Origin of the sequence: Allostella sp. (assembly GCF_041913585.1) — a bacterium.
Taxonomy (GTDB): domain Bacteria; phylum Pseudomonadota; class Alphaproteobacteria; order ATCC43930; family Allostellaceae; genus Allostella.
Map to the genome: position 1 here is coordinate 1 of NZ_JAYSFE010000088.1, position 20,395 is coordinate 20,395.

Consider the following 20,395-nt stretch of genomic DNA (forward strand, 5'->3'; position numbering starts at 1 on the left):
GAGCGCTGCCCTCCGAAGGCAGAGGTCGTGAGTTCGAATCTCGCCGGGTGCGCCATTTTCCGCCATGCCAGACCCATGTGGGCGCCGGGGAACCGGCCGCGGTCACCGCGCCATCAGCGCGAAGACGCCCCAGCCAAGGTACTCCCGCGTGTATGCGGCGTAGCGTTCGGGTTCCGCGGTCAGTTGGGCGCGAACGACGCTCGCGAGTTCGTCGCCGGGATTGGCATCGAGCCAGCGGCGCATGGTGAGCCACTTGGCCGCCTCGTAGCGATCCCAGCCGTCCTGGTCCGCCAGGACCATTTCCACGACGTCGTAGCCGAGCTTGCCGAAGGACGCGAGCAGTCCGGGAAGCAGGAGAAAGTCGGAGCTCGCACCGGCGAGGCAGCCCTTGGCGACGTCCGCCGTGGGCGGCCCCCGCAGCCAGTACGGCTCGCCGACGAGGATGATCCCGCCGGCGTCGAGACTCGCCGCGAGAAGCCGGATGGTGCCGGCGACCCCTCCCCCGATCCAGGTCGCGCCGACACAGGCCGCGACGCCGACCTTCTCCTCGGCCACATGGCCGGCGGCGTCGCCGTGGACGAACGCGACCCGGTCGGCGACCCCGAGTTCTTCGGCGCGCAGCTTCGCCTGTTCGGTGAACAGCCGGCTCATGTCGATGCCGGTGCCGACGATCCCGTGGTCGCGGGCCCAGGTGCACAACATCTCGCCCGAACCGCTGCCGAGGTCGAGCACACGGGTTCCCGGTTCGAGGCGCAGCGCCGCGCCGAGCGTGGCGAGCTTTTCGGGGGTGAACGGGTTGTGGATGCGGTGTGCGCTCTCGGCGACGTTGAAGATCCGGGGAATGTCCACGGCGGTCGGGCCTTTCGCCTGCGCATGTCTCTGTCGGTCGACCAGTAGCACCCGAGCTCCGCCGGGTGGAGTCCGGGCACGCCGCACCCTCCGACCGAAGGCCCTTGACGGCGGACGGGGCTAGTTCGCCGGCCGTGCCGGCAGGTCGGGCGCGCTGGCGGCCGGGGGGTTGCGGCGGAGGTCGGCGATCAGCGCCTTCATCTCGCCGATCTCGCGCACCTGGGCAGCGATGATGCCGTCGGCGAGCTCGCGGACCCGGGGATCGCGGATGTGCGCCCGCTCGCTCGTCAGGACCGCGATCGAATGGTGCGGGATCATCGCCTCCATGTAGGCGACGTCCCCGACCGTCTCCTGGCTGCGAACGAGCCACAGGGCGCCGGCGAAAGCCACTGCGCTCGCCGCCAGGATGGCGAAGTTCGCTTTGCGATTCGCGTACATGCCCCACATGAACAGGAGCATGGTCGCCGCCATCGCCGCCCCCATGACGACCGCCATCCAGGTCCGGGTCTGGCTGAAGCGCACGTGGTCGAGGGCATAGGTGTTCAGATACATCAGCCCGAACATGACGAGCGTGGAGGTCACGATCGTCAGGGCGAAGCGCGCGTAGCTCATCGGGAACTCCCATCGGCCGCGCTCCTCCAACGCGCGGAAGGGGATCTCGATCCGTTCGGCCGAGCGAGAGGCTGGGGACGGGCGGCTCGGAACCCGGTCGCGGCCGGGTCCCGCCGCCCCCATCCCCGGGCGGCGGGGCGCCGCGGTCCGCCCCTCAGGTCGCTTCCAGCACCATGTTGAGCGGCGTCTGCGCGGCGCGCCGGACGCGGGCGAAGCCGCCCGCGCGGATGACCTCGGCCAGCCGCTTCTCGCCGGCCTGGGCGCCGAGGGCCAGCCCCATTTCCTGCGCCAGCGAGGTCGGGACGCAGATCATGGTCGAGGCCGAGTAATAGAGGCGGCCGACCGGATTGAGGTTGTCGTCCAGCGCGTCGCCGGCCATCGGCTCGACCACCATCCAGGTCCCGCCGTCCTTGAGAGCCTGGCGGACATGGGCGGCCGCCGCCTCGGGATCGCCCATGTCGTGCAGGCAGTCGAAGCAGGTCACCAGATCGAAGCCGCCGGCCGGGAAATCCTGCGCCCGGCCGACCTCGAAGCGGAGGTTCGCCAGGCCGTGCGCCCGGGCATGGGCCGTCGCGGCGGCGATCGAGGCGGGGTGGAAATCGTAGCCGACGAACTGCGAGTTGGGGAACGCCTGGGCCATGAGGAGCGTCGACAGCCCGTGCCCGCAGCCGACGTCGGCGACGCTGGCACCCGCCTTCAGCTTGTCGACGACGCCGTCCAGCGCCGGCAGCCAGTCCTGCACCAGCGCGTTGACGTAGCCCGGCCGGAAGAGGCGCGCGACGGCGCAGAACATGCAGCCCGCCTGCTCGCCCCAGGCGACGCCGCGGCCGGTCTTGAAGGCCGCCTGGACCTTCGGCTGGTTCTCGACCATGGCGGCCGCGGTGTCGAACGCGCCCAGCAGATTGACCGGGCTGTCCGGCTCGGCGAAGACGAACGCCTGCTCGGGCGTCAGCGAGAAACGGCCCTGGTCGTGGCGGACATAGCCCGAGGCGGCCTGGGCCGCGAGCCATTCGCGGACATAGCGCGGCGCGCACCCCGTCGCCTCGGCCAGCGCTTCGGCGCCGACCGGTCCGATCTCCCGCAGCTTGCCGTAGAGGCCGAGCGCGTCGCCGATCCGCACCAGCGGGATGCTGACGGCGCCGCCGAGGTCGCCGAGGATGCGGCCGACCAGTTCATTGAGCTTGCCTTCGTCGATCTGTGCCATTGCCGGACTCCTCCCGGATTGCGGGCAGTCGGAATGCTGCCGCGTCGATCGGAGTCTGGCCGCGGCCGGCGCCCGGCACATGAGGCAGCCGTCCCGCGCGGTCGAAATTTCCGGCCTCCGGCGCGGGACGTTTGTCCCGCCGCGGCCCTCACCGCCGGCCGGACAGGGCCATGACGATCGCCTGGGACCGGCTGTGGACGCCGAGCTTGCCGAAGATCACGGAGAGCTGGTTGCGCACGGTCTTCTCGCTCTTGCCGAGGCGGCGGGCGATCGAGCGGTTGTCGAGCCCCTCCACCACCAGGTCGAGAATGGCGGCTTCGGCTTGCGTGAGCCCCGCCTCGCCGACCGCGGCCGGCGGCGGGAGGGGTTCGTCCTGCCCGAGAAAGGCCGAAAGCTCGGCATGGAACACCGCCCAGGCCGGTTCGTCGGGCAGCAGGACATGGTTCTTGCTGTCCAGGGGGACGAAGCGCGCATGCGGGATCGCGGCGGCCAGCTTGCGCCCCTCGTCGAACGGCACCCGCATGTCGCCGCGGCAGTGCGCGATCAGCGTCGGGACGCGGAGCTGCGAGGCGAGCGCCAGCACGTCGATCGTCTGCATCTGCTGGAGCAGCTGGGCGGCGACCTCGGGCGTCGCGGTCACCCGTTCCAGGTCGCCCCACCAGCGATGGTGTTCCGGCGTCCCGTCGGGGATGAAGAGGTTGGTGAAGAACTGGCAGAAGGCCGGATTGTCGCGCCCCCAGCCGATGCGGATGAAGTTGACGAGGGTCTCCGCCTCCAGGCGTTCGGCATCCGTCCGTGCCCGTGCCCGGGCTCCCTGGCCGTAGGCGTTCAGCAGCACGAGGCGCGACACCCGCTCCGGATGGCGCAGGGCGTAGACGATGGCGAGCGCGCCGCCCTGCGACAGCCCGAGGAGCACGAAGTCCGGCTCCGGGATCGATCCGGCCACCGCCTCGAGATCGGCATGCCAGGAGGCGAGCGAGACGTCCGCGACGTGCCGGTCGGACAGGCCGCAGCCGCGCGGGTCGTAGCGCACGAAGCGGTTGCGGGCGGACAGCGCGCGGACCCACGGCCGCCACACCGGGCTTTCGAGATCGTAGTCGACATGGCTCAGCCAGTGCGCCGCCCGCAGGATCACCGGCCCCTGCCCGCAGGACGCGACGGCGATCTGCGTGCCGTCGGCAGACCTGCAGAACCCGATGGTCTGGTTGAGCGGCATCGGGCCATGATATCGGGACGAGGCGGCACGCGACAGGGCGGGCGCTTCGGCGCCCTGCCGAACCGTCACGGCATCACGCACCCGCCGTCACCCGACCGGCTCCTGGCAGACGTCGACCCACTCCGCCCCGGCCAGTTCCGCCAGCCGCCCGGGCGCGATGCGCAGCGCGCTGTTGGGCGAGCCGGCGGCCGGCACGACCTCCGCAAAGGCCCGCAGCGAGACGTCGCAATAGACCGGCAGCGGCCGGGCGAGGCCGAAGGGGCAGACGCCGCCGACCGGATGGCCGGTCAGGCGCTCGACCTCGTCCGCCTCCAGCATCCTGGGCTTGGCGCCGAAGGCCGCCTTGGTCTTGCGGTTGTCGAGCCGGGCGTCGCCGCGCGCCACCAGCAGCACGACGCGCTCGCCCAGGCGCAGCGACAGGGTCTTGGCGATCTGCGCCGGCTCGACCCCGTGGGCGGCGGCGGCCAGCGCCACCGTCGCGCTGCTTTCCGCCGTCTCGAGGACGACGATGTCGGGCGCGCGCGCCGCGAGGAAGGCGCGGACGGATGCGATGCTCATCGGTCGGAGGCTCCCGGATTGGATCGGCCCGGCGGACCTTGGTCCGGCGCCGCTGCCGGCGTCAACGCGTGACGCGCCGGCCCCGTCCGCCTATTCCCTCGTGGTGCGCGTTCGAGGAGAAATGGCCATGCGCAGGTTCACGGCGGAGCTGGACTGGGACGAGACGGGCGGTTTCACGGTGCTGCGGCTGACCGACGAGAACGGCAACGACGCCACCTGGGTGGTCGATCCCGGGCGGCGATACGCCGATCCCGCGGAGCTGGAGGCGGCGCTGGCGGCCGAGCTCGGCGCGGCGGTCGCGATCGAGGAGGCGTAGGACGGCCGCGTCCAGGCCGGTTGCCGCCCTTCCCGGGCTTCCGGCACTATGCCGGCCGTCGCGACGGCCGCGCCCGTCGCCCGCACCGGACAGGCCCCGCCCATGCATCTCGTCTGCATCGACTGTGCCGCCCGCCACCCGGCGGAGATGCGCTATTCCTGCGAACGCTGCGGCGGCATCCTGGAGGTGGCGGAGCCCGCGCGCCTCGCCCGGCCGCTGCCCGGCGCCGGCATGTGGTCCGCCGACGCGGCGCTCGGCGTCGCCGATCCCGCCGCGGTGGCGACGCTGGGCGAGGGGCAGACCCCGCTGCACCGGGCGCCGCGCCTCGCCGCGGCGGTCGGTGCGAGTGGCCCGCTCTGGATCAAGGACGAGACGGTCAATCCCAGCGGGTCCTTCAAGGACCGCGCCGTCGCCGCCGCGGTCGCGCGGGCGCGGGAACTCGGCATGGCCGGCATCGTCTGCGCGTCGAGCGGCAATGCCGGGGCGTCGGCCGCGGCCTATGCCGCGCGCGCCGGGCTGCCGGCGGTGATCGTGGTGCCGACCGTGACGCCCGCCGAGAAGCTGACCCAGATCGCCGCCTACGGCGCCCGCCTCGTCCGCGTCGACGGGCACTACAGCAACGCCTATCGCGTCGGCCTCGAGCTCGCCGCCCGGCACGGGCTCGCCAACGTCACCACCACCTACCTCAACCCCTACGGCGTCGATGCGCTGAAGACGGTCGGGCACGAGATCTTCGACCAGCTCGGCGGCCTGGTGCCGGACTGGGTGCTGGTGCCGACCGGCGCCGGACCGCTGGTCAAGGGCGTGGTGCAGGGCCTGCGCGAGCGCACCGGCGGCCGTTCGGCCCGGCTGGTCGCGGTCCAGGCGGAAGGCTGCGCGCCGATCGTCCGTGCCTTCCGGTCCGGTCGCCGCGAGGTCGAGGCGTGGGGAACCCCGACGACCTTCGCGTCGGGCATCTCCGACCCGCTCGTCGGCTACGAGCGCGACGGCACCCACACGCTCGATCTGGTGATCGCGAGCCGGGGGCTGGCCGTCGCGGTGCCCGACCCGGCGATCCGCGACGCGATGGCGCTGCTGGCGCGCCAGGAGGGCGTGCTGGCCGAGCCGACCGGCGCCAGTTCGGTCGCCGCCCTCGCCATGCTGCTGGCCGACGGGCGCATCGCCCGCGACGCCACCGTCGTCTGCCTCGTCACCGGCCACGGCTTCAAGGACTTCAAGGTCTGGCGCGACATGCCGCCGGCCGCGGAGGATCGCCGGCTCGCGGCGATCCCCCTGCCTGCCGCCGCCGGCGGCTAGTTCTTCGCCCGCCAGGCGTCGTAGCGGGCCTTGTTCTCGGCGTTGGGCGGGTAGAGGCCGGGCAGCGCCGCGCCCTTCTCGACCTCGCCCATGATCCAGGCCTCCAGCGCCTCCTGCTCGACCGCGCCCTTCAGCACGTCGTCGAGGAAGGCGGCCGGGATCAGCACCGCCCCGTCCTGGTCGACCACCACCACGTCGTCCGGGAAGACGGCGACGCCGCCGCAGCCGATCGGCTCCTGCCAGTTGACGAAGGTGAGACCGGCGACCGACGGCGGCGCGGCGGCCCCCTGGCACCAGACCGGCAGGCCGGTGCCGAGCACGCCCGCGACGTCGCGGACGACGCCGTCGGTCACCAGCGCCGCGACGCCGCGCCTCTGCATCCGGGCGCACAGGATGTCGCCGAAGATGCCGGCATCGGTGATGCCCATGGCATCGACGACGGTGATGCAGCCCTCGGGCATCGCCTCGATCGCTGCCCGGGTCGAGCGCGGGTTGGACCAGGATTCGGGCGTCGCCAGATCCTCGCGCGCCGGCACGAAGCGCAGCGTGAAGGCGCGCCCGACGAGCCGCGGCTGGCCTTCGCGCAGGGGCTTCGTGCCGCGCATCCACACGTTGCGCAGCCCCTTCTTCAGGAGGTAGGTGGTCAGCGTGGCGGTCGAGACGCCGGCCAGCGTCTCCACGATCTTGGGGTCGAGCGACATGCTTCGGTTTCTCCCGTGAGCGGCAGCGAGCCGCGGGCCAGGGGCGCCACGGCCCCCGAGGTATAGGCCGGGGCGCGGCGGAAGGGTACATCCCGGGCGGCTTGCTCCCGCGCAAGGCCGGCTCCTATAACCCGACCATCATGATTCTCGTCACCGGCGGCGCCGGATTCATCGGGTCCAATCTCGTGGCCGCCCTCGAAGCGCGTGGCGGCCCCGAGATCGCCGTCGTCGACCGGCTGGGGTCGGACGAGAAGTGGCGCAACCTCGCCAAGCGCGAACTGGCCGCGATCGTGCCGCCCGAGGACCTCGACGCCTGGCTGGCGCGGCACGGCGATACGGTCGAGATGGTGTTCCATCTGGGTGCCGTCTCGGCGACGACCGAGCGCGACGCCGACCTCGTCATCGCCAGCAACTTCACGCTCTCGCTCCGGCTCTGGGACTGGTGCGCGGCGACCGGCGCACGGTTCGTCTACGCCTCCTCGGGTGCCACCTACGGCAGCGGCGCCGAAGGCTTCGACGACGACGGCAGCCGCGAGGCGCTCGCCCGCCTGCGGCCGCTCAACGCCTACGGCTGGAGCAAGCACCTCTTCGACCGCCGGGTGGCGCGCCTCGTCGCCGAGGGCCGGCCGGCGCCGCCGCAATGGGTCGGGCTCAAGTTCTTCAACGTCTACGGCCCCAACGAAGGGCACAAGGGGCGGATGGCGAGCGTCGTCACCCACGTCCTGCCGCAGGTGCTGGCGGGCGGGCCGGCCGTCCTCTTCCGCTCGCACCGGCCCGACTATGCCGACGGCGGGCAGCTGCGCGACTTCGTCCATGTCGACGATTGCGTCGGCGTGATGCTGTGGCTCCGCGACCGGCCCGACGTCTCCGGCCTGTTCAACGTCGGCACCGGCCGCGCGCGCAGCTTCGCCGACCTCGCCGCCGCCGTGTTCCGCGCCGCCGGCCGCGAGCCCGACATCGCCTATGTCGACACCCCGGCCGAAATCCGCGACCGCTACCAGTATTTCACCGAGGCGCGCATCGAACGCCTGCGCGACGCCGGCTATCCGGGCCAGTTCCTGCCGCTGGAGGAGGGCGTGCGCCGCTATGTCCAGGACTTCCTCCTGACCGACGACCCCTATCGCTGACTCCTACCGCTGACCCTTACCGCTGACGAGGCGCCGATGCTGTTCGCGATCCCCTTCCCGGCGATCGACCCGGTCCTGGTCCAGCTCGGGCCGTTCGCGATCCGCTGGTACGCGCTGGCCTACATCGCCGGCATCATCATCGGCTGGCGCTACACGCTGACGCTGGTGCGGCGCGGGCCCGTCCCGCCCACCGGCCCCGCCGTCACCACCAAGGACATGGACGACTTCATCGTCTGGGCGACGCTCGGCATCGTGCTCGGCGGGCGCCTCGGGTACGTCCTCGTCTACAAGCCCGGCTACTACCTCTACCAGCCGCTGGAAGCCCTGCAGATCTGGCACGGCGGAATGTCGTTCCACGGCGGGCTCGTCGGCGTCATCACCGCCATGCTGCTGTTCGCGCGCCGGCGCGGCTTCGCCTTCTGGCGGCTCGCCGACATCGTCGCCGCGGCGACGCCGATCGGCCTCTTCTTCGGGCGGCTCGCCAATTTCGTGAACGGCGAGCTCTACGGCCGGGTGACGGATTCGGCGCTCGGCATGGTGTTCCCCCACGGCGGCCCGCTGCCGCGGCACCCGAGCCAGCTCTATCAGGCGTTCTTCGAGGGGATCTGCGTCTTCGCCGTGCTGGCGCTGCTCGAGTGGCGGTTTCGCGTCCGCGAACGGCCGGGCACCATGGCCGGCGCCTTCCTCGTCGCCTACGGCATCGCCCGCATCGCCGGCGAACTCTTCCGCGAACCCGACGCCCACCTGGGCTTCCTCTTCCTCGGCGTCACCATGGGGCAGCTCCTGTCGCTGCCGATGGTCATGTTCGGCGCCTGGCTGATCCGGCGGAGCCGCGCGGCCGCGTGACCCTCGCCCGACGCATCGCCGACCGCATCCGGGCCGGCGGTCCGATCACCGTCGCCGCCTTCATGGAGGCGGCCATGCAGGACCCGGAGGACGGCTACTACCGCCGCGGCGACCCGCTGGGGCGCAGCGGCGACTTCGTCACCGCACCCGAGGTCAGCCAGATGTTCGGCGAACTGATCGGGCTGTGGTGTGTCGAGGGCTGGCTGGCGGCGGGCAGCCCCTCCCCCATCCGGCTGGTCGAGCTCGGCCCCGGCCGCGGCACGCTGATGGCGGACGCGCTGCGCGCCACCGCGCGCGTGCCGGGCTTCCACGCGGCGCTACGCCTTCATCTCGTCGAATCGAGCCCGGGCCTGCGCCGCCGCCAGGCGGCGCTGCTCGCCGCGGCCGGGCCGCAGTGGCACGAACGGCTGGAGGACGTGCCGGCGGACCCGCTCTGGCTCGTCGCCAACGAGTTCCTCGATGCCCTGCCCGTCCACCAGCTGGTCCGCACGGCCGACGGCTGGGCCGAGCGCGCGGTGACGCTGGCGCCCGACGGCGGCTTCGCCTTCGCCGACATCCTGCCGGCGCCGCCGGACCTCGTCCCGGACCGGGACCTGCCGCCCGGCACGGTGGTCGAGCGGCGGCCGGCGGCCGAGGCGCTGGCCGCGGCGATCGCCCGGCGCATCGCCGCCGCGGGCGGCCGGGCGCTGCTCGTCGACTACGGCTACGACGCCGGCGCCGGAGACACGCTGCAGGCGGTCGGCCGGCACGGCCGGGTGCCGGTGCTGGAGGCGCCCGGGACCGTCGACCTCAGCGCCCATGTCGCCTTCGCCGACATCGCGGCGGCGGTGCGGGCGGCCGGTGCGGCCGCCTGGGGCCCGGTGCCGCAGGGGCGGTTCCTGCGGTCGCTCGGGATCGCCGAGCGGGCGGAACGGCTGGCCGCGGCGCGGCCGGACGCGCGGGCGACGCTCGCCGCCGCCCTCCACCGCTTGATCGGGGCGGGGGCGATGGGCACCTTGTTCAAGGTCCTCGCGATCACCCCCGAAGGCGCGCCGCCGCCGGCCGGGTTCGCCGCCGCCGCGCCAGGAGCCGCACCGTGATCCTCGCCCCCACCCTCGCCGCCCTGCCCGGCATCCGCCATGCCTTCTTCACCCGTGAGGGCGGCGTCAGCGACGGCATCTATGCCGGCCTCAACTGCGGCTTCGGGTCGGGCGACGACGCGGCGAAGGTGCTCCGCAACCGGACGCTGGCCATGGCCCGGCTCGGCCTGCCGGCAGATGCGCTGGCGACGCTGCATCAGGTCCACAGCCCGACGGTGGTCGAGGCGACCGGCGCCTGGGCGCGCGGACAGTCGCCCAGGGCCGATGCGGTCGTCACCACGACGCCCGGCGTCGCGGCCGGCGTGCTGACCGCGGACTGCACCCCCGTGCTGTTCGCCGATGCCGCGGCCGGGATCGTCGGCGCCGCCCATGCCGGCTGGCGCGGTGCGCTCGACGGCGTGCTCGCGGCGACCGTCGCGGCGATGGTGGCGCGGGGCGCCGTGCGCAGCCGGATCGTCGCCGCCGTCGGCCCCTGCATCGGCCAGCCCTCCTACGAGGTCGGGGCCGAGTTCCGTGACCGCTTCCTTGCCGCCGATCCCGGCTTCGACCGCTTCTTCGTCCCCGGCGCCCGCGCCGGGAAGTTCCAGTTCGACCTCCCCGGCTTCGTCGCCATGCGCCTGGAGGAAGCGGGCGTCGGCGCCGTCGACCATTGCGCCGCCGACACCGTGCCCGACCCGGCGCGCTTCTTCAGCTACCGCCGGGCGACGCTCCGCGGCGAGGGCGACTATGGCCGGACCCTGTCGGCGATCGCGCTGGCGGGCTGAGCGCCGATGCCCTATCTCGTCATCGTCCTCGCCTTCTGCCTGATCGCGCTCGTGGTGAGCTGTGTGGTCATCTGAGCGGGCGGCGGCGATCCTGCTGGCGGTCGGGCTCGCGGCATGCCAGCCGCTGCCGCGACCGCTCGCCGACATCGCCGTGCCCGGTCCCGACCTGCTCGCGGTGCCGGCCCAGGGCGGGCTGACCGTGCTGGAGGTCGCCGGCCTGTCGGGGGCCCGCGGTGCGGCCTTTCCCGCCGCCCTGGCGGAGGTCCTGCAGCAGCGCGAGGTGCCGGCGGTCGCCGGCGCCGGCATGCGCAACAGCCTCTTCCTGGTCGGCCAGGTGGAGACCCGCGACATCGGCGGCGACGGCCTCGAGGTCGACTGGACCTGGGAACTGGTCGACGACCGCGGCGCCACGGTCGACCGGCGGCAGGAGCGGGACGTGCTGCCGCGGCGCGACTGGGAATGGGCCGGGGCCAAGGCGCTGGCGGCCCGGGCGGCGCCGGCCGTCCTCGCCCTCTACAACGCCCAGATGCCGTCCGCCCCGGCGGAGGCCCGCAAGCCCCTGGTCTTCCTGGCCGGCGTCCGGGGCGCGCCGGGGGACGGCGGGCGTACCCTGCCGCGGGCGCTGGCGACGGCAGTCCAGAGCCGGGACCTGGCGACGACCGACCGCCGCGACGACGCGACCGCGGTGGTCGAGGCGACGGTGGTGGTGAGCCCGTCGGGTCCCGGCCGCGAGAAGGCCGAGATCCGCTGGCGCGTGACGCGGCCGAACGGCGAGGAGGTGGGGGTCGTCCGCCAGGCGAACGAGATCCCGGCCGGGACCCTGAAGGGGGCGTGGGGCGAGGTCGCGGGCTACGTCGCGCTCGCGGCCGCCGACGGCATCGCCGAACTCGTCCACCGCATCCCGGCCGAGGCAGCGGCGCGACGCTGAGCCGCGCCGGGCGGCGCTTGCGCCGACATTTACAGACGCCGGACCCGCTGATATCTTCCGCGGCCGTTTCAACCCGGCGTCATCCAGGGGGCCTGTCCCCGCGAGCGCCGGGTCCGTTTTTTTGGCGGCGACCCCGAACGGAACCGATGAAGATCCTTACCGGCAACAGCAACCGGCCGCTCGCCGAGGCTCTCGCCGCCTATCTCAACATTCCCCTGACGAAGGCGAGCGTCCGCCGCTTCTCGGACATGGAGGTGTTCGTCGAGATCCAGGAGAACGTGCGCGGCGAGGATGTCTTCATCATCCAGTCGACCTCCTACCCGACGAACGACAACCTGATGGAACTGCTGGTGACGCTGGACGCGCTGAAGCGCGGATCGGTCCGGCGGGCGACGGCGGTCATCCCCTATTACGGCTACGCGCGGCAGGACCGGAAGTCCGGTCCGCGCACGCCGATCTCGGCCAAGCTGGTCGCCAACCTCATCACCGTGGCCGGCGCCGACCGGGTGCTCACGGTCGACCTCCATGCCGGCCAGATCCAGGGCTTCTTCGACATCCCGACCGACAACCTGTTCGCCGCCCCGGTCTTCGTCGACGACATCCGGCGGCAGCACAGCGGCGACAACCTGGTCATCGTCTCGCCCGACGTCGGCGGCGTCGTGCGGGCCCGCCTGATCGCCAGCCGGCTCGGTGCCGACCTCGCCATCGTCGACAAGCGCCGCGAGCGCGCCGGCGTCTCGGAGGTCATGAACATCATCGGCGACGTCGCCGGACAACGCTGCATCCTGGTCGACGACATCGTCGATTCGGCCGGCACGCTCTGCAACGCCGCCGAGGCGCTGATGGAGGCGGGTGCCCAGGCGGTGTCGGCCTACGTCACCCACGGCGTGCTGTCGGGCGGCGCCGTCGCCCGCGTCACCGCCTCGCCGCTGCAGGAGCTGGTCATGACCGACAGCATCCAGGCGACCGAGGCCGTGCGCGTCGCCCACAACATCCGCCAGCTCTCGATCGCGCCCCTCATGGCCGAGGCCGTGCGGCGCATCAGCGAGGAGCGTTCGGTTTCGAGCCTGTTCGACTAGGGAAGGGTCCCGGTCGAAGGGTTCGGAGAGGCGCCTAGGGCACCCCTGGAGGCCGGCGCCTTCATCCCAGGAGAGGAGTAGTCCATGCAGGAGATCACCACGATCGCCGCCCAGCGTCGGGAGCGGGCCGGAAAGGGGGCCGCCCGCGCCACCCGTCGCGAGGGCAGCGTGCCGGGCGTCGTCTACGGCGACGGCAAGGAGCCCGCGATCATCGCCCTCGACCCCCGCGTCGTCGAGCGCGAGATGAACCGGGCCGGCTTCTTCGCCCGCATCTACGAGCTCGATGTCGGCGGCGAGAAGGAGCGCGTCCTGGCGCGCGACGTCCAGCTCCATCCGGTCACCGACCGGCCGGTCCATGTCGACTTCCTGCGCGTCGGCGCGACCACCCGCATCCGCGTCTTCGTGCCCGTGCAGTTCCAGGGCCAGGACCGTTCGCCGGGCCTGAAGAAGGGCGGCGTGCTGAATGTCGTGCGGCACGAGATCGAGCTCTACTGCGCCGCGGACGCGATCCCGGACATCCTGACCGCCGACCTGTCGGGGCTGGACATCCACGATTCCGTCCATATCAGCCACATCACCCTGCCGGCCGGCGCCAAGCCGGTGATCGGCGACCGCGACTTCACGATCGCCAGCGTCGCGGCCCCGACCGTGGCCGCTGCCGAGGAGGCCGCCCCGGCCGCCGCCGCCGCTGCGGCTCCGGCCGCCGCCGCCAAGGCTCCGGCGAAGGGCAAGAAGTAGCGCCGCGGGCGACCGCCGGCCGCGGGAACCGGGATCGGACCATGCGCATCGTCGCCGGGCTCGGCAATCCCGGTTCCCGCTACGCCGGCAACCGCCACAACATCGGCTTCATGGCGCTCGGCGCCATCGCCCGGCGGTGGCGCTTCGGCCCGTGGCGCGAGAAGTTCCACGCCCGCGTCGCCGACGGGCTGATCGGCGACGAGAAGCTGCTGGCGCTGGCCCCCCTCACCTACATGAACGAGTCGGGCCAGGCGGTCGCGGCGGCCATGCGCTTCTACAAGCTGACGCCCGCCGACGTGATCGTCATTCACGACGAGCTCGAACTGGCGCCCGGCAAGATGCGGGTCAAGACGGGCGGCGGGGCCGCCGGCCACAACGGCCTGAAGAGCATCGATGCCCATATCGGCCCGGACTACACCCGGGTCCGGCTCGGCATCGGGCATCCGGGCGTCAAGCATCTGGTCCACGACTACGTGCTGCAGGATTTCCCCAAGGCGGACGAGCCCTGGGTCGAGAAGCTGGTCGAGGCCGTGGCCGAGGCCATGCCGCTGCTGGTGGCGGACGACGCCAACGGTTTCATGAACAAGGTCACGCTGACGCTCAACCCGCCGCCGCCCAAGCCGGCGCGGGTGGCCGCAGCGCCGGAGAGGTGAATTGGGCTTCAAGTGCGGCATCGTCGGCCTGCCGAACGTCGGCAAGTCGACCCTCTTCAACGCGCTGACCGCGACCGCGGCGGCGGAGGCGGCCAACTACCCCTTCTGCACCATCGAACCGAACGTCGGCCGCGTCGCGGTGCCCGACCCAAGGCTGGAGCGCTGCGCCGAGATCGCGAAGTCGGCCAAGCTCGTGCCGACCCAGCTCGAATTCGTCGACATCGCCGGCCTGGTGCGCGGCGCCAGCCGCGGCGAGGGCCTGGGCAACCAGTTCCTCGGCCATATCCGCGAGGTCGACGCGATCGTCCATGTCCTGCGCTGCTTCGAGGATTCGAACATCACCCACGTCGAGAACCGGATCGACCCGGTCGCCGACGCGGAGACGGTCGAGACCGAGCTGCTGCTGGCCGATCTCGATTCCGTCGAGCGCCGCATCGCCAACCTGCAGAAGAAGGCCAAGGGCGGCGACAAGGAATCGAAGGAGGCGCTGGCGGTGCTGGAGCCCGTCGCGGTCGCCCTGCGCGAAGGCCGGGCGGCGCGCACCGTCGACCTCGGTCCCGACACGGCCGAGCGCCTGCGCCCGCACCAGCTCCTGTCGGCCAAGCCGATCCTCTATGTCTGCAACGTCGAGGAAGCGGCGGCGGCGACCGGCAATGCCTGGTCCGAGAAGGTGCGCGCCAAGGCGGCGGCCGAGGGCGCCCGGATGGTGGTGATCTCGGCCGCGATCGAGGCCGAGGTCGCCCAGCTCGAGAGCCCCGAGGACAAGCGCGAGTTCCTCGACTCGCTGGGCCTGGAGGAGACCGGGCTCGCCCGCATCATCCGCGCCGGCTACGACCTGCTCGGCCTCGTCACCTACTTCACCATCGGGCCCAAGGAGGCCCACGCCTGGACGATCACCGCCGGCACCAAGGCGCCGCAGGCGGCCGGCACCATCCACACCGACTTCGAGCGCGGCTTCATCGCCGCCGAGACCATCGCCTGCGCCGATTTCGTCGCGCTGGGCGGCGAGGCCGCCGCCAAGGAGAGCGGCAAGATGCGCCTGGAGGGCCGCGACTACGTCGTCCAGGACGGCGATATCATGAATTTCCGCTTCAACGTCTGAAGCGGCGCGAGGGGCTTAAGCGGGGCAAGGGGCGCGGCGCCGGCCGCCGCCGCCTCAGGCGGCGGCCTTGTCGAGCCGGCGGACCCGGTTCTGCAGCATCATCCAGAGGCCGCGGGTGGCGGCCCGGTTGAGCCAGCCGTTGGGCTTGAGGCCGACCGCCTTGAAGATCATCGCCGTCGCCCGCTCGACGTGCGGCGGCCGGTAGGAGCGGTAGGCGCGGGCCGTGTAGGCGTCGATGCAGCGCTTGCGGTCGTAGGGGCCGGCCCCGTCGTTGGCCGCCCAGTAGGCATAGGCGAGCTCGTCGTCGCCCTCGGTCTCGCGCACGCGCAGGAAGGCGACCGCGAAGCGCCGGAAGGTCGAGACCTTCTCGCGCTCCAGGTAGCGCTTCATGTGCGTGTAGAACAGGCGGTAGTGGCGGAACTCGTCGGCGGCGATGCGCCGGCAGATGTCCTTCAGGACCGGCTCCTCGCAGGCCTCGCCGAGCGCGCTGTAGAAGGAGCTGGTGCCGGTCTCGACGATGCAGCGGGCGACCAGCTCGCCGGAGCGGGTGCCGCGCACCGATTCGGTCGATTCGATCGGCAGCCGGTAGCCGTCGGTGAAGCGCTTGAAGGCGGCCTCGAAGTCCCAGGTCGGGTCGGCCATCATCGCCCAGCGGCCGAGCGCCCGGCCGTGCTGCACCTCCTCCTCGCCCCAGGTCCGCGCCACCTCCTGGAACGGCGCATCGTCGTGGAAGACGTTGCAGAGGTAGGCCGTGTAGTCCGAGCCGTTGTGCTCGACCATGGCCGCGGCCTTGGCGACCTTGACCAGCTCGGGATCGACGCGGGACGCGTCGAAGCGATCCCATTGCACGTCGTCGAGGGTCCAGTGCTTCATCGGGTCTCCCTGGCGTTGGGGCCGGTTCGGCGCCTGTCGAATATGCGTGACGGCCGGCGCCTCATCAATACCCGGGCAGGGAACCGGGTTCCGGCGACGGGCGGCCCCGGGAGGCTGCGCCCGCGCCCGCGCTCGACGTCAGTGGTAGGCCGGCCGGTCGAGCGCCGCCAGCATCGCCTCGCCGATCGCGACCTCGGCTGTGGCCGCGTCCTCGCGGTCGTCCGCCAGCTTGCGCTCGACGGCGGCGCGGTCGATGTCGCCGACCGGCACCGCCCGCTCGGCCAGCACCGTGCAGCGCTCGGCCGTCACCTCGGCGACGCCGCCGGCGACGAAGATCCGCTCGGCGACCTTGCCGCCCTGGAAGATGGCGATCACGCCCGGCCGCACCGCGGCGATCATCGGCGCGTGCTGGGCCATGACACCGAAGTCGCCTTCGCTGCCCGGCACCACCACCATTTCGACCGGCTTCGCCAGGAGCAGGCGCTCCGGCGAAACCAGCTCGAACTCGATCGTCGCGGCCATCGGCTCAGGCCGCCTCGGCCGCCATGCGGCGCGCCTTCTCGACGGCCTCGTCGATCGAGCCCACCATGTAGAAGGCCGCCTCCGGCAGGTCGTCGTAGTCGCCGGCGACGATGCCCTTGAAGCCCTTGATGGTGTCCTCGAGACCGACCAGCTTTCCGGGCGAGCCGGTGAAGACCTCGGCCACGAAGAAGGGCTGGGACATGAAGCGCTGGATCTTGCGGGCGCGGGCGACGGTCAGGCGGTCCTCCTCGGACAGCTCGTCCATGCCCAGGATCGCGATGATGTCCTGCAGCGCCTTGTAGGTCTGGAGCACGCGCTGCACGTCGCGGGCGACCTTGTAGTGCTCCTCGCCGACGATGCGCGGGTCGAGCATGCGCGAGGTCGAGTCGAGCGGATCGACCGCCGGATAGATGCCGAGTTCGGCGATCTGGCGCGACAGCACGGTGGTGGCGTCGAGATGCGCGAACGAGGTCGCGGGCGCCGGGTCGGTCAGGTCGTCGGCGGGCACGTAGATCGCCTGCACCGAGGTGATCGAGCCCTTCTTGGTCGAGGTGATGCGCTCCTGCAGCGCGCCCATGTCGGTCGAGAGCGTCGGCTGATAGCCGACCGCCGACGGGATGCGGCCGAGCAGCGCCGACACTTCCGAGCCCGCCTGGGTGAAGCGGAAGATGTTGTCGACGAAGAACAGCACGTCCTGGCCTTCGACGTCGCGGAAGTATTCCGCCAGCGTCAGGCCGGTCAGGCCGACGCGCGCACGGGCGCCGGGCGGCTCGTTCATCTGGCCATAGACCAGCGCCGCCTTGGAGCCCGGGCCGTCGGTCTTGATGACGCCCGATTCCATCATCTCGTGATAGAGGTCGTTGCCCTCACGGGTGCGCTCGCCGACGCCAGCGAAGACGGAGTAGCCGCCGTGCGCCTTGGCGACGTTGTTGATGAGCTCCATGATGAGCACGGTCTTGCCGACGCCGGCGCCGCCGAACAGGCCGATCTTGCCGCCCTTGGCGTAGGGCGCCAGCAGGTCGACCACCTTGATCCCGGTGACCAGGATCTGCGCCTCGGTCGACTGCTCGATGAAGGGCGGGGCGTCGCGATGGATCGGCGACGACATCGCCGCGTTCACCGGCCCGCGCTCGTCGATCGGCTCGCCGACGACGTTGATGATGCGGCCCAGCGTCTCGGGCCCGACCGGGACCGAGATGGGGGCGCCGGTGCTGACCGCCTGCTGGCCGCGGACGAGACCGTCCGTGGTGTCCATGGCGATCGTGCGCACCGTGCTTTCGCCAAGGTGCTGCGCCACCTCGAGCACGAGGCGCTTGCCCTGATGCTCGACATGGAGCGCGCTCAGGATCGCCGGCAGCTCGCCGTCGAACTTCACGTCGACGACCGCGCCGATGACCTGGGTGATGGTACCGATGTTGTTCCGAGTCTCAGCCTCAGCTGCGGCCATGATCTGCTCCCGTGACGTGCGTACCGGCGGGCTAGAGAGCCTCGGCGCCGGAGATGATCTCGATCAGTTCCTTGGTGATGGCGGCCTGCCGCGAGCGGTTGTAGACCAGCGTCAGCCGGCCGATCATGTCGCTCGCGTTGCGCGTGGCGTTGTCCATCGCCGTCATGCGCGCGCCATGCTCGCTGGCGTTGTTCTCCAGCAGCGCCCGGTAGATCTGCACCGCGAGGTTGCGGGGCAGCAGCCCGGCCAGGATCTGCTCCTCGTCCGGCTCGTACTCGTAGACCGCCTGGGCGCCGCCCGCCCCCCCCGCCGCCTGGCCGGTCGCGGCCGGCGGCGAGAACGGGATCAGCTGCTGCACCGTCACGATCTGGGTGATGGCGGAGCGGAAGCGGTTGTAGACGATCTTCGCGACGTCGAACTCGCCGGCCGCGAACATCGTCGAGACGCGCTCGGCGATGCGGGCCGCCGTCTCGTAGCTGAGGCGCGGCCGCTGGATGTCGCTGATGGTGTCGACGATCAGCGGCTCGAACTCGCGGCGGAGCTGGTCGCGCCCCTTGCGGCCGACGCAGAGGATCTTGACCTTCCTGCCCTCGCCCTGGAGGGCGCGGATCTGGCGCCGCGCCTCGCGGACGATCGAGGAGTTGAAGGCGCCGCAGAGGCCGCGGTCGGCGGTGGCGACGATCAGGAGATGCACCTGATCGCTGCCGGTGCCGGCCAGCATCGGCGGAGCGCCGGCGGCGGAGGAGAGGCCGCCCGCGAGGGAGCCCAGCATCCGCTCCATGCGCTCGGCGAACGGCCGCGCCGCCTCGGCCTGCTCCTGGGCGCGGCGCAGCTTCGCGGCCGCGACCATCTTCATGGCCGAGGTGATCTTGCGCGTCGACTTGACGCTGTTGATGCGGACCCGGAGGTCCTTGAGGCTGGGCATGCGCGCCTGCGGGTGAGCGGTTGGCCGGCCGGGCTCAGACCACGAAGGTCTTGGCGAACGCCTGGATGAAGGCCGCCAGCTTCTCGTCGGTCGCCTTCGACAGCTCCTTCTCGGTGCGGATCGCAGCGAGCAGGTCCGGCGCCTTCGACCGAAGGTCGGAGAGCAGACCCTGCTCGAAGCGGCCGACCGCCGAAACCGGCAGCGGGTCGAGGAAGCCGCGGACGCCGGCGAAGATCGAGACCACCTGCTCCTCGATCGCCATCGGCTGATACTGCGCCTGCTTCAGCAGTTCGGTCAGGCGCGAGCCGCGGGCCAGAAGGCGCTGGGTCGCGGCGTCGAGGTCGGAGGCGAACTGCGAGAAGGCCTCCATCTCGCGGAACTGCGCCAGTTCCAGCTTGATGCGGCCGGCGACCTGCTTCATCGCCTTGATCTGGGCCGCCGAACCGACGCGGCTGACCGAGATGCCGACGTTGATCGCGGGACGGATGCCTCGATAGAAGAGGCTCGTCTCCAGGAAGATCTGGCCGTCGGTGATGGAGATGACGTTGGTCGGGATGTAGGCCGAGACGTCGCCGGCCTGCGTCTCGATGACCGGCAGCGCGGTCAGCGAACCCTTGCCCATCGCGTCCGACATCTTGGCGGCGCGCTCGAGCAGGCGGGAATGCAGGTAGAAGACGTCGCCCGGATAGGCCTCGCGGCCGGGCGGGCGGCGCAGCAGCAGCGACATCTGGCGATAGGCCACCGCCTGCTTCGACAGGTCGTCGTAGAAGATGACGGCATGCATGCCGTTGTCGCGGAAGAACTCGCCCATGGCGCAGCCGGTGTAGGGCGCCAGGAACTGCAGCGGCGCCGGCTCCGACGCGGTGGCCGCGACGACGATCGAGTACTCGAGCGCGCCGGTGTCCTGCAGCGTCTTGACGATCTGGGCGACGGTCGAGCGCTTCTGACCGACTGCGACGTAAATGCAGAAGAGCTTCTGCGAATCGTCGGTCGCGGCGTCGTTGATCTTCTTCTGGTTGATGATGGTGTCGATGATGACGGCGGTCTTGCCGGTCTGGCGGTCGCCGATGATGAGCTCGCGCTGGCCGCGGCCGACCGGCACCAGCGAGTCGATCGCCTTGAGGCCGGTCTGCATCGGCTCGTGCACCGACTTGCGGGCGATGATGCCGGGCGCCTTCACCTCGACGCGGGTGCGGGTGACGTCGGTGAGCGGCCCCTTGCCGTCGATCGGGTTGCCGAGCGCGTCGACGACGCGGCCGAGCAGGCCCTTGCCGACGGGCGCATCGACGATGGCGCCGGTCCGCTTGACGACGTCGCCTTCCTTGATGCTGCGGTCGTCGCCGAAGATGACGACGCCGACATTGTCGCTCTCGAGGTTGAGCGCCATGCCGCGAATGCCGCCGGGAAACTCGACCAGCTCGCCCGCCTGCACCTTGTCGAGGCCGTGGACACGGGCGATGCCGTCACCGACGGACAGCACCTGGCCCACTTCCGCGACGTCGGCCTCCGAACCGAAATTGGCGATCTGTTCCTTGAGAATGGCGGAGATTTCCGCCGCGC

General features: G+C 71.9%; 22 protein-coding genes. 11 read left to right on the forward strand and 11 right to left on the reverse strand.

All coding sequences use genetic code 11. The features are described from left to right. Positions 1-102 precede the first annotated feature (102 nt). The 5 genes from ACE3Q3_RS16240 to ACE3Q3_RS16260 form a co-directional block, all read right to left on the reverse strand. Entirely contained in the window at positions 103-849 is a 747-nt protein-coding gene (locus ACE3Q3_RS16240) for a cyclopropane-fatty-acyl-phospholipid synthase family protein (protein ID WP_374447875.1), read from the reverse strand. A gap of 120 nt (positions 850-969) precedes the next feature. Next, a complete protein-coding gene (locus ACE3Q3_RS16245) occupies positions 970-1,461 on the reverse strand; it encodes a DUF305 domain-containing protein (protein ID WP_374447842.1) in 492 nt (163 codons plus the stop codon). Between the two features lie 154 nt (positions 1,462-1,615). Next, positions 1,616-2,665 (reverse strand): class I SAM-dependent methyltransferase, encoded by a 1,050-nt coding sequence (locus tag ACE3Q3_RS16250; protein WP_374447844.1) that lies wholly within the window; start codon positions 2,663-2,665, stop codon positions 1,616-1,618. A 148-nt stretch (positions 2,666-2,813) separates the two neighbouring features. After that, entirely contained in the window at positions 2,814-3,881 is a 1,068-nt protein-coding gene (locus ACE3Q3_RS16255; RefSeq protein ID WP_374447845.1) for an alpha/beta fold hydrolase, read from the reverse strand. A gap of 87 nt (positions 3,882-3,968) precedes the next feature. Beyond that, positions 3,969-4,439 (reverse strand): YbaK/EbsC family protein, encoded by a 471-nt coding sequence (locus ACE3Q3_RS16260; protein WP_374447846.1) that lies wholly within the window; start codon positions 4,437-4,439, stop codon positions 3,969-3,971. 127 nt (positions 4,440-4,566) lie between these two features. Between ACE3Q3_RS16260 and ACE3Q3_RS16265 the strand changes: the two genes are divergently transcribed. Next, a complete protein-coding gene (locus tag ACE3Q3_RS16265; protein WP_374447848.1) occupies positions 4,567-4,755 on the forward strand; it encodes a hypothetical protein in 189 nt (62 codons plus the stop codon). Positions 4,756-4,857: 102 nt separating this feature from the next. Next, entirely contained in the window at positions 4,858-6,051 is a 1,194-nt protein-coding gene (thrC, locus tag ACE3Q3_RS16270; RefSeq protein WP_374447849.1) for a threonine synthase, read from the forward strand. Here thrC and ACE3Q3_RS16275 read toward each other — a convergent pair. Beyond that, entirely contained in the window at positions 6,048-6,752 is a 705-nt protein-coding gene (locus tag ACE3Q3_RS16275) for a ribonuclease activity regulator RraA (RefSeq protein ID WP_374447851.1), read from the reverse strand. The genes thrC and ACE3Q3_RS16275 overlap by 4 nt on opposite strands. Before the next feature lie 140 nt (positions 6,753-6,892). Between ACE3Q3_RS16275 and rfaD the strand changes: the two genes are divergently transcribed. The 9 genes from rfaD (at position 6,893) to ychF (ending at position 15,068) form a co-directional block, all read left to right on the forward strand. Continuing rightward, a complete protein-coding gene (gene rfaD, locus ACE3Q3_RS16280; RefSeq protein ID WP_374447853.1) occupies positions 6,893-7,879 on the forward strand; it encodes an ADP-glyceromanno-heptose 6-epimerase in 987 nt (328 codons plus the stop codon). 36 nt (positions 7,880-7,915) lie between these two features. Beyond that, a complete protein-coding gene (lgt, locus tag ACE3Q3_RS16285; protein WP_374447855.1) occupies positions 7,916-8,725 on the forward strand; it encodes a prolipoprotein diacylglyceryl transferase in 810 nt (269 codons plus the stop codon). Further along, entirely contained in the window at positions 8,722-9,804 is a 1,083-nt protein-coding gene (locus ACE3Q3_RS16290; RefSeq protein WP_374447857.1) for a class I SAM-dependent methyltransferase, read from the forward strand. The genes lgt and ACE3Q3_RS16290 overlap by 4 nt, the downstream gene beginning before the upstream one ends. Next, positions 9,801-10,568 carry a peptidoglycan editing factor PgeF gene (pgeF, locus tag ACE3Q3_RS16295; RefSeq protein WP_374447859.1) on the forward strand — a complete coding sequence of 256 codons (768 nt, stop codon included), beginning with the start codon at positions 9,801-9,803 and terminating at the stop codon, positions 10,566-10,568. The genes ACE3Q3_RS16290 and pgeF overlap by 4 nt, the downstream gene beginning before the upstream one ends. A gap of 61 nt (positions 10,569-10,629) precedes the next feature. Further along, on the forward strand, positions 10,630-11,496 hold the full coding sequence (locus ACE3Q3_RS16300) for a hypothetical protein (protein WP_374447861.1): 867 nt from the start codon (positions 10,630-10,632) through the stop codon (positions 11,494-11,496). A 146-nt stretch (positions 11,497-11,642) separates the two neighbouring features. Next, positions 11,643-12,575, forward strand: coding sequence for a ribose-phosphate pyrophosphokinase (locus ACE3Q3_RS16305; protein WP_374447862.1), 933 nt, complete (start codon positions 11,643-11,645; stop codon positions 12,573-12,575). An 84-nt stretch (positions 12,576-12,659) separates the two neighbouring features. Beyond that, entirely contained in the window at positions 12,660-13,313 is a 654-nt protein-coding gene (locus ACE3Q3_RS16310) for a 50S ribosomal protein L25/general stress protein Ctc (RefSeq protein WP_374447863.1), read from the forward strand. A 41-nt stretch (positions 13,314-13,354) separates the two neighbouring features. Then, the gene (gene pth / locus ACE3Q3_RS16315) at positions 13,355-13,966 is read left to right on the forward strand and encodes an aminoacyl-tRNA hydrolase (RefSeq protein ID WP_374447864.1); all 612 of its coding nucleotides are present in this window, start codon (positions 13,355-13,357) and stop codon (positions 13,964-13,966) included. 1 nt (position 13,967) lies between these two features. After that, positions 13,968-15,068 carry a redox-regulated ATPase YchF gene (gene ychF, locus ACE3Q3_RS16320; protein ID WP_374447865.1) on the forward strand — a complete coding sequence of 367 codons (1,101 nt, stop codon included), beginning with the start codon at positions 13,968-13,970 and terminating at the stop codon, positions 15,066-15,068. 54 nt (positions 15,069-15,122) lie between these two features. Here the strand turns inward: ychF and ACE3Q3_RS16325 are convergent, their stop codons facing one another. The 5 genes from ACE3Q3_RS16325 to atpA all read right to left on the reverse strand — a co-directional run. Then, the gene (locus ACE3Q3_RS16325; RefSeq protein WP_374447867.1) at positions 15,123-15,941 is read right to left on the reverse strand and encodes a ferritin-like domain-containing protein; all 819 of its coding nucleotides are present in this window, start codon (positions 15,939-15,941) and stop codon (positions 15,123-15,125) included. Between the two features lie 138 nt (positions 15,942-16,079). Continuing rightward, positions 16,080-16,463 carry an ATP synthase F1 subunit epsilon gene (gene atpC / locus ACE3Q3_RS16330; RefSeq protein ID WP_374447868.1) on the reverse strand — a complete coding sequence of 128 codons (384 nt, stop codon included), beginning with the start codon at positions 16,461-16,463 and terminating at the stop codon, positions 16,080-16,082. Positions 16,464-16,467: 4 nt separating this feature from the next. Beyond that, positions 16,468-17,910: a F0F1 ATP synthase subunit beta gene (gene atpD / locus ACE3Q3_RS16335; RefSeq protein WP_374447869.1), complete on the reverse strand. Its 1,443-nt coding sequence runs from the start codon at positions 17,908-17,910 to the stop codon at positions 16,468-16,470. Positions 17,911-17,941: 31 nt separating this feature from the next. Continuing rightward, complete coding sequence (locus tag ACE3Q3_RS16340) at positions 17,942-18,835, reverse strand: F0F1 ATP synthase subunit gamma (RefSeq protein WP_374447871.1); 894 nt, start codon at positions 18,833-18,835, stop codon at positions 17,942-17,944. Positions 18,836-18,869: 34 nt separating this feature from the next. Then, positions 18,870-20,395, reverse strand: a 1,526-nt coding sequence (atpA, locus tag ACE3Q3_RS16345; RefSeq protein ID WP_374447873.1) for a F0F1 ATP synthase subunit alpha, incomplete at its 5' end; no start/stop codon positions are given.

Excerpts from the sequence above, each read along its gene's own strand:
- ACE3Q3_RS16245 (WP_374447842.1), bottom strand. The coding sequence starts at position 1,461 with ATGAGCTACGCGCGCTTCGCCCTGACGATCGTGACCTCCACGCTCGTC.
- ACE3Q3_RS16250 (WP_374447844.1), bottom strand. The coding sequence starts at position 2,665 with ATGGCACAGATCGACGAAGGCAAGCTCAATGAACTGGTCGGCCGCATC.
- ACE3Q3_RS16255 (WP_374447845.1), bottom strand. The coding sequence starts at position 3,881 with ATGCCGCTCAACCAGACCATCGGGTTCTGCAGGTCTGCCGACGGCACG.
- ACE3Q3_RS16260 (WP_374447846.1), bottom strand. The coding sequence starts at position 4,439 with ATGAGCATCGCATCCGTCCGCGCCTTCCTCGCGGCGCGCGCGCCCGAC.
- ACE3Q3_RS16265 (WP_374447848.1), top strand. The coding sequence starts at position 4,567 with ATGCGCAGGTTCACGGCGGAGCTGGACTGGGACGAGACGGGCGGTTTC.
- thrC (WP_374447849.1), top strand. The coding sequence starts at position 4,858 with ATGCATCTCGTCTGCATCGACTGTGCCGCCCGCCACCCGGCGGAGATG.
- ACE3Q3_RS16275 (WP_374447851.1), bottom strand. The coding sequence starts at position 6,752 with ATGTCGCTCGACCCCAAGATCGTGGAGACGCTGGCCGGCGTCTCGACC.
- rfaD (WP_374447853.1), top strand. The coding sequence starts at position 6,893 with ATGATTCTCGTCACCGGCGGCGCCGGATTCATCGGGTCCAATCTCGTG.
- lgt (WP_374447855.1), top strand. The coding sequence starts at position 7,916 with ATGCTGTTCGCGATCCCCTTCCCGGCGATCGACCCGGTCCTGGTCCAG.
- ACE3Q3_RS16305 (WP_374447862.1), top strand. The coding sequence starts at position 11,643 with ATGAAGATCCTTACCGGCAACAGCAACCGGCCGCTCGCCGAGGCTCTC.
- ACE3Q3_RS16310 (WP_374447863.1), top strand. The coding sequence starts at position 12,660 with ATGCAGGAGATCACCACGATCGCCGCCCAGCGTCGGGAGCGGGCCGGA.
- pth (WP_374447864.1), top strand. The coding sequence starts at position 13,355 with ATGCGCATCGTCGCCGGGCTCGGCAATCCCGGTTCCCGCTACGCCGGC.
- ACE3Q3_RS16325 (WP_374447867.1), bottom strand. The coding sequence starts at position 15,941 with ATGAAGCACTGGACCCTCGACGACGTGCAATGGGATCGCTTCGACGCG.
- atpC (WP_374447868.1), bottom strand. The coding sequence starts at position 16,463 with ATGGCCGCGACGATCGAGTTCGAGCTGGTTTCGCCGGAGCGCCTGCTC.
- atpD (WP_374447869.1), bottom strand. The coding sequence starts at position 17,910 with ATGGCCGCAGCTGAGGCTGAGACTCGGAACAACATCGGTACCATCACC.
- ACE3Q3_RS16340 (WP_374447871.1), bottom strand. The coding sequence starts at position 18,835 with ATGCCCAGCCTCAAGGACCTCCGGGTCCGCATCAACAGCGTCAAGTCG.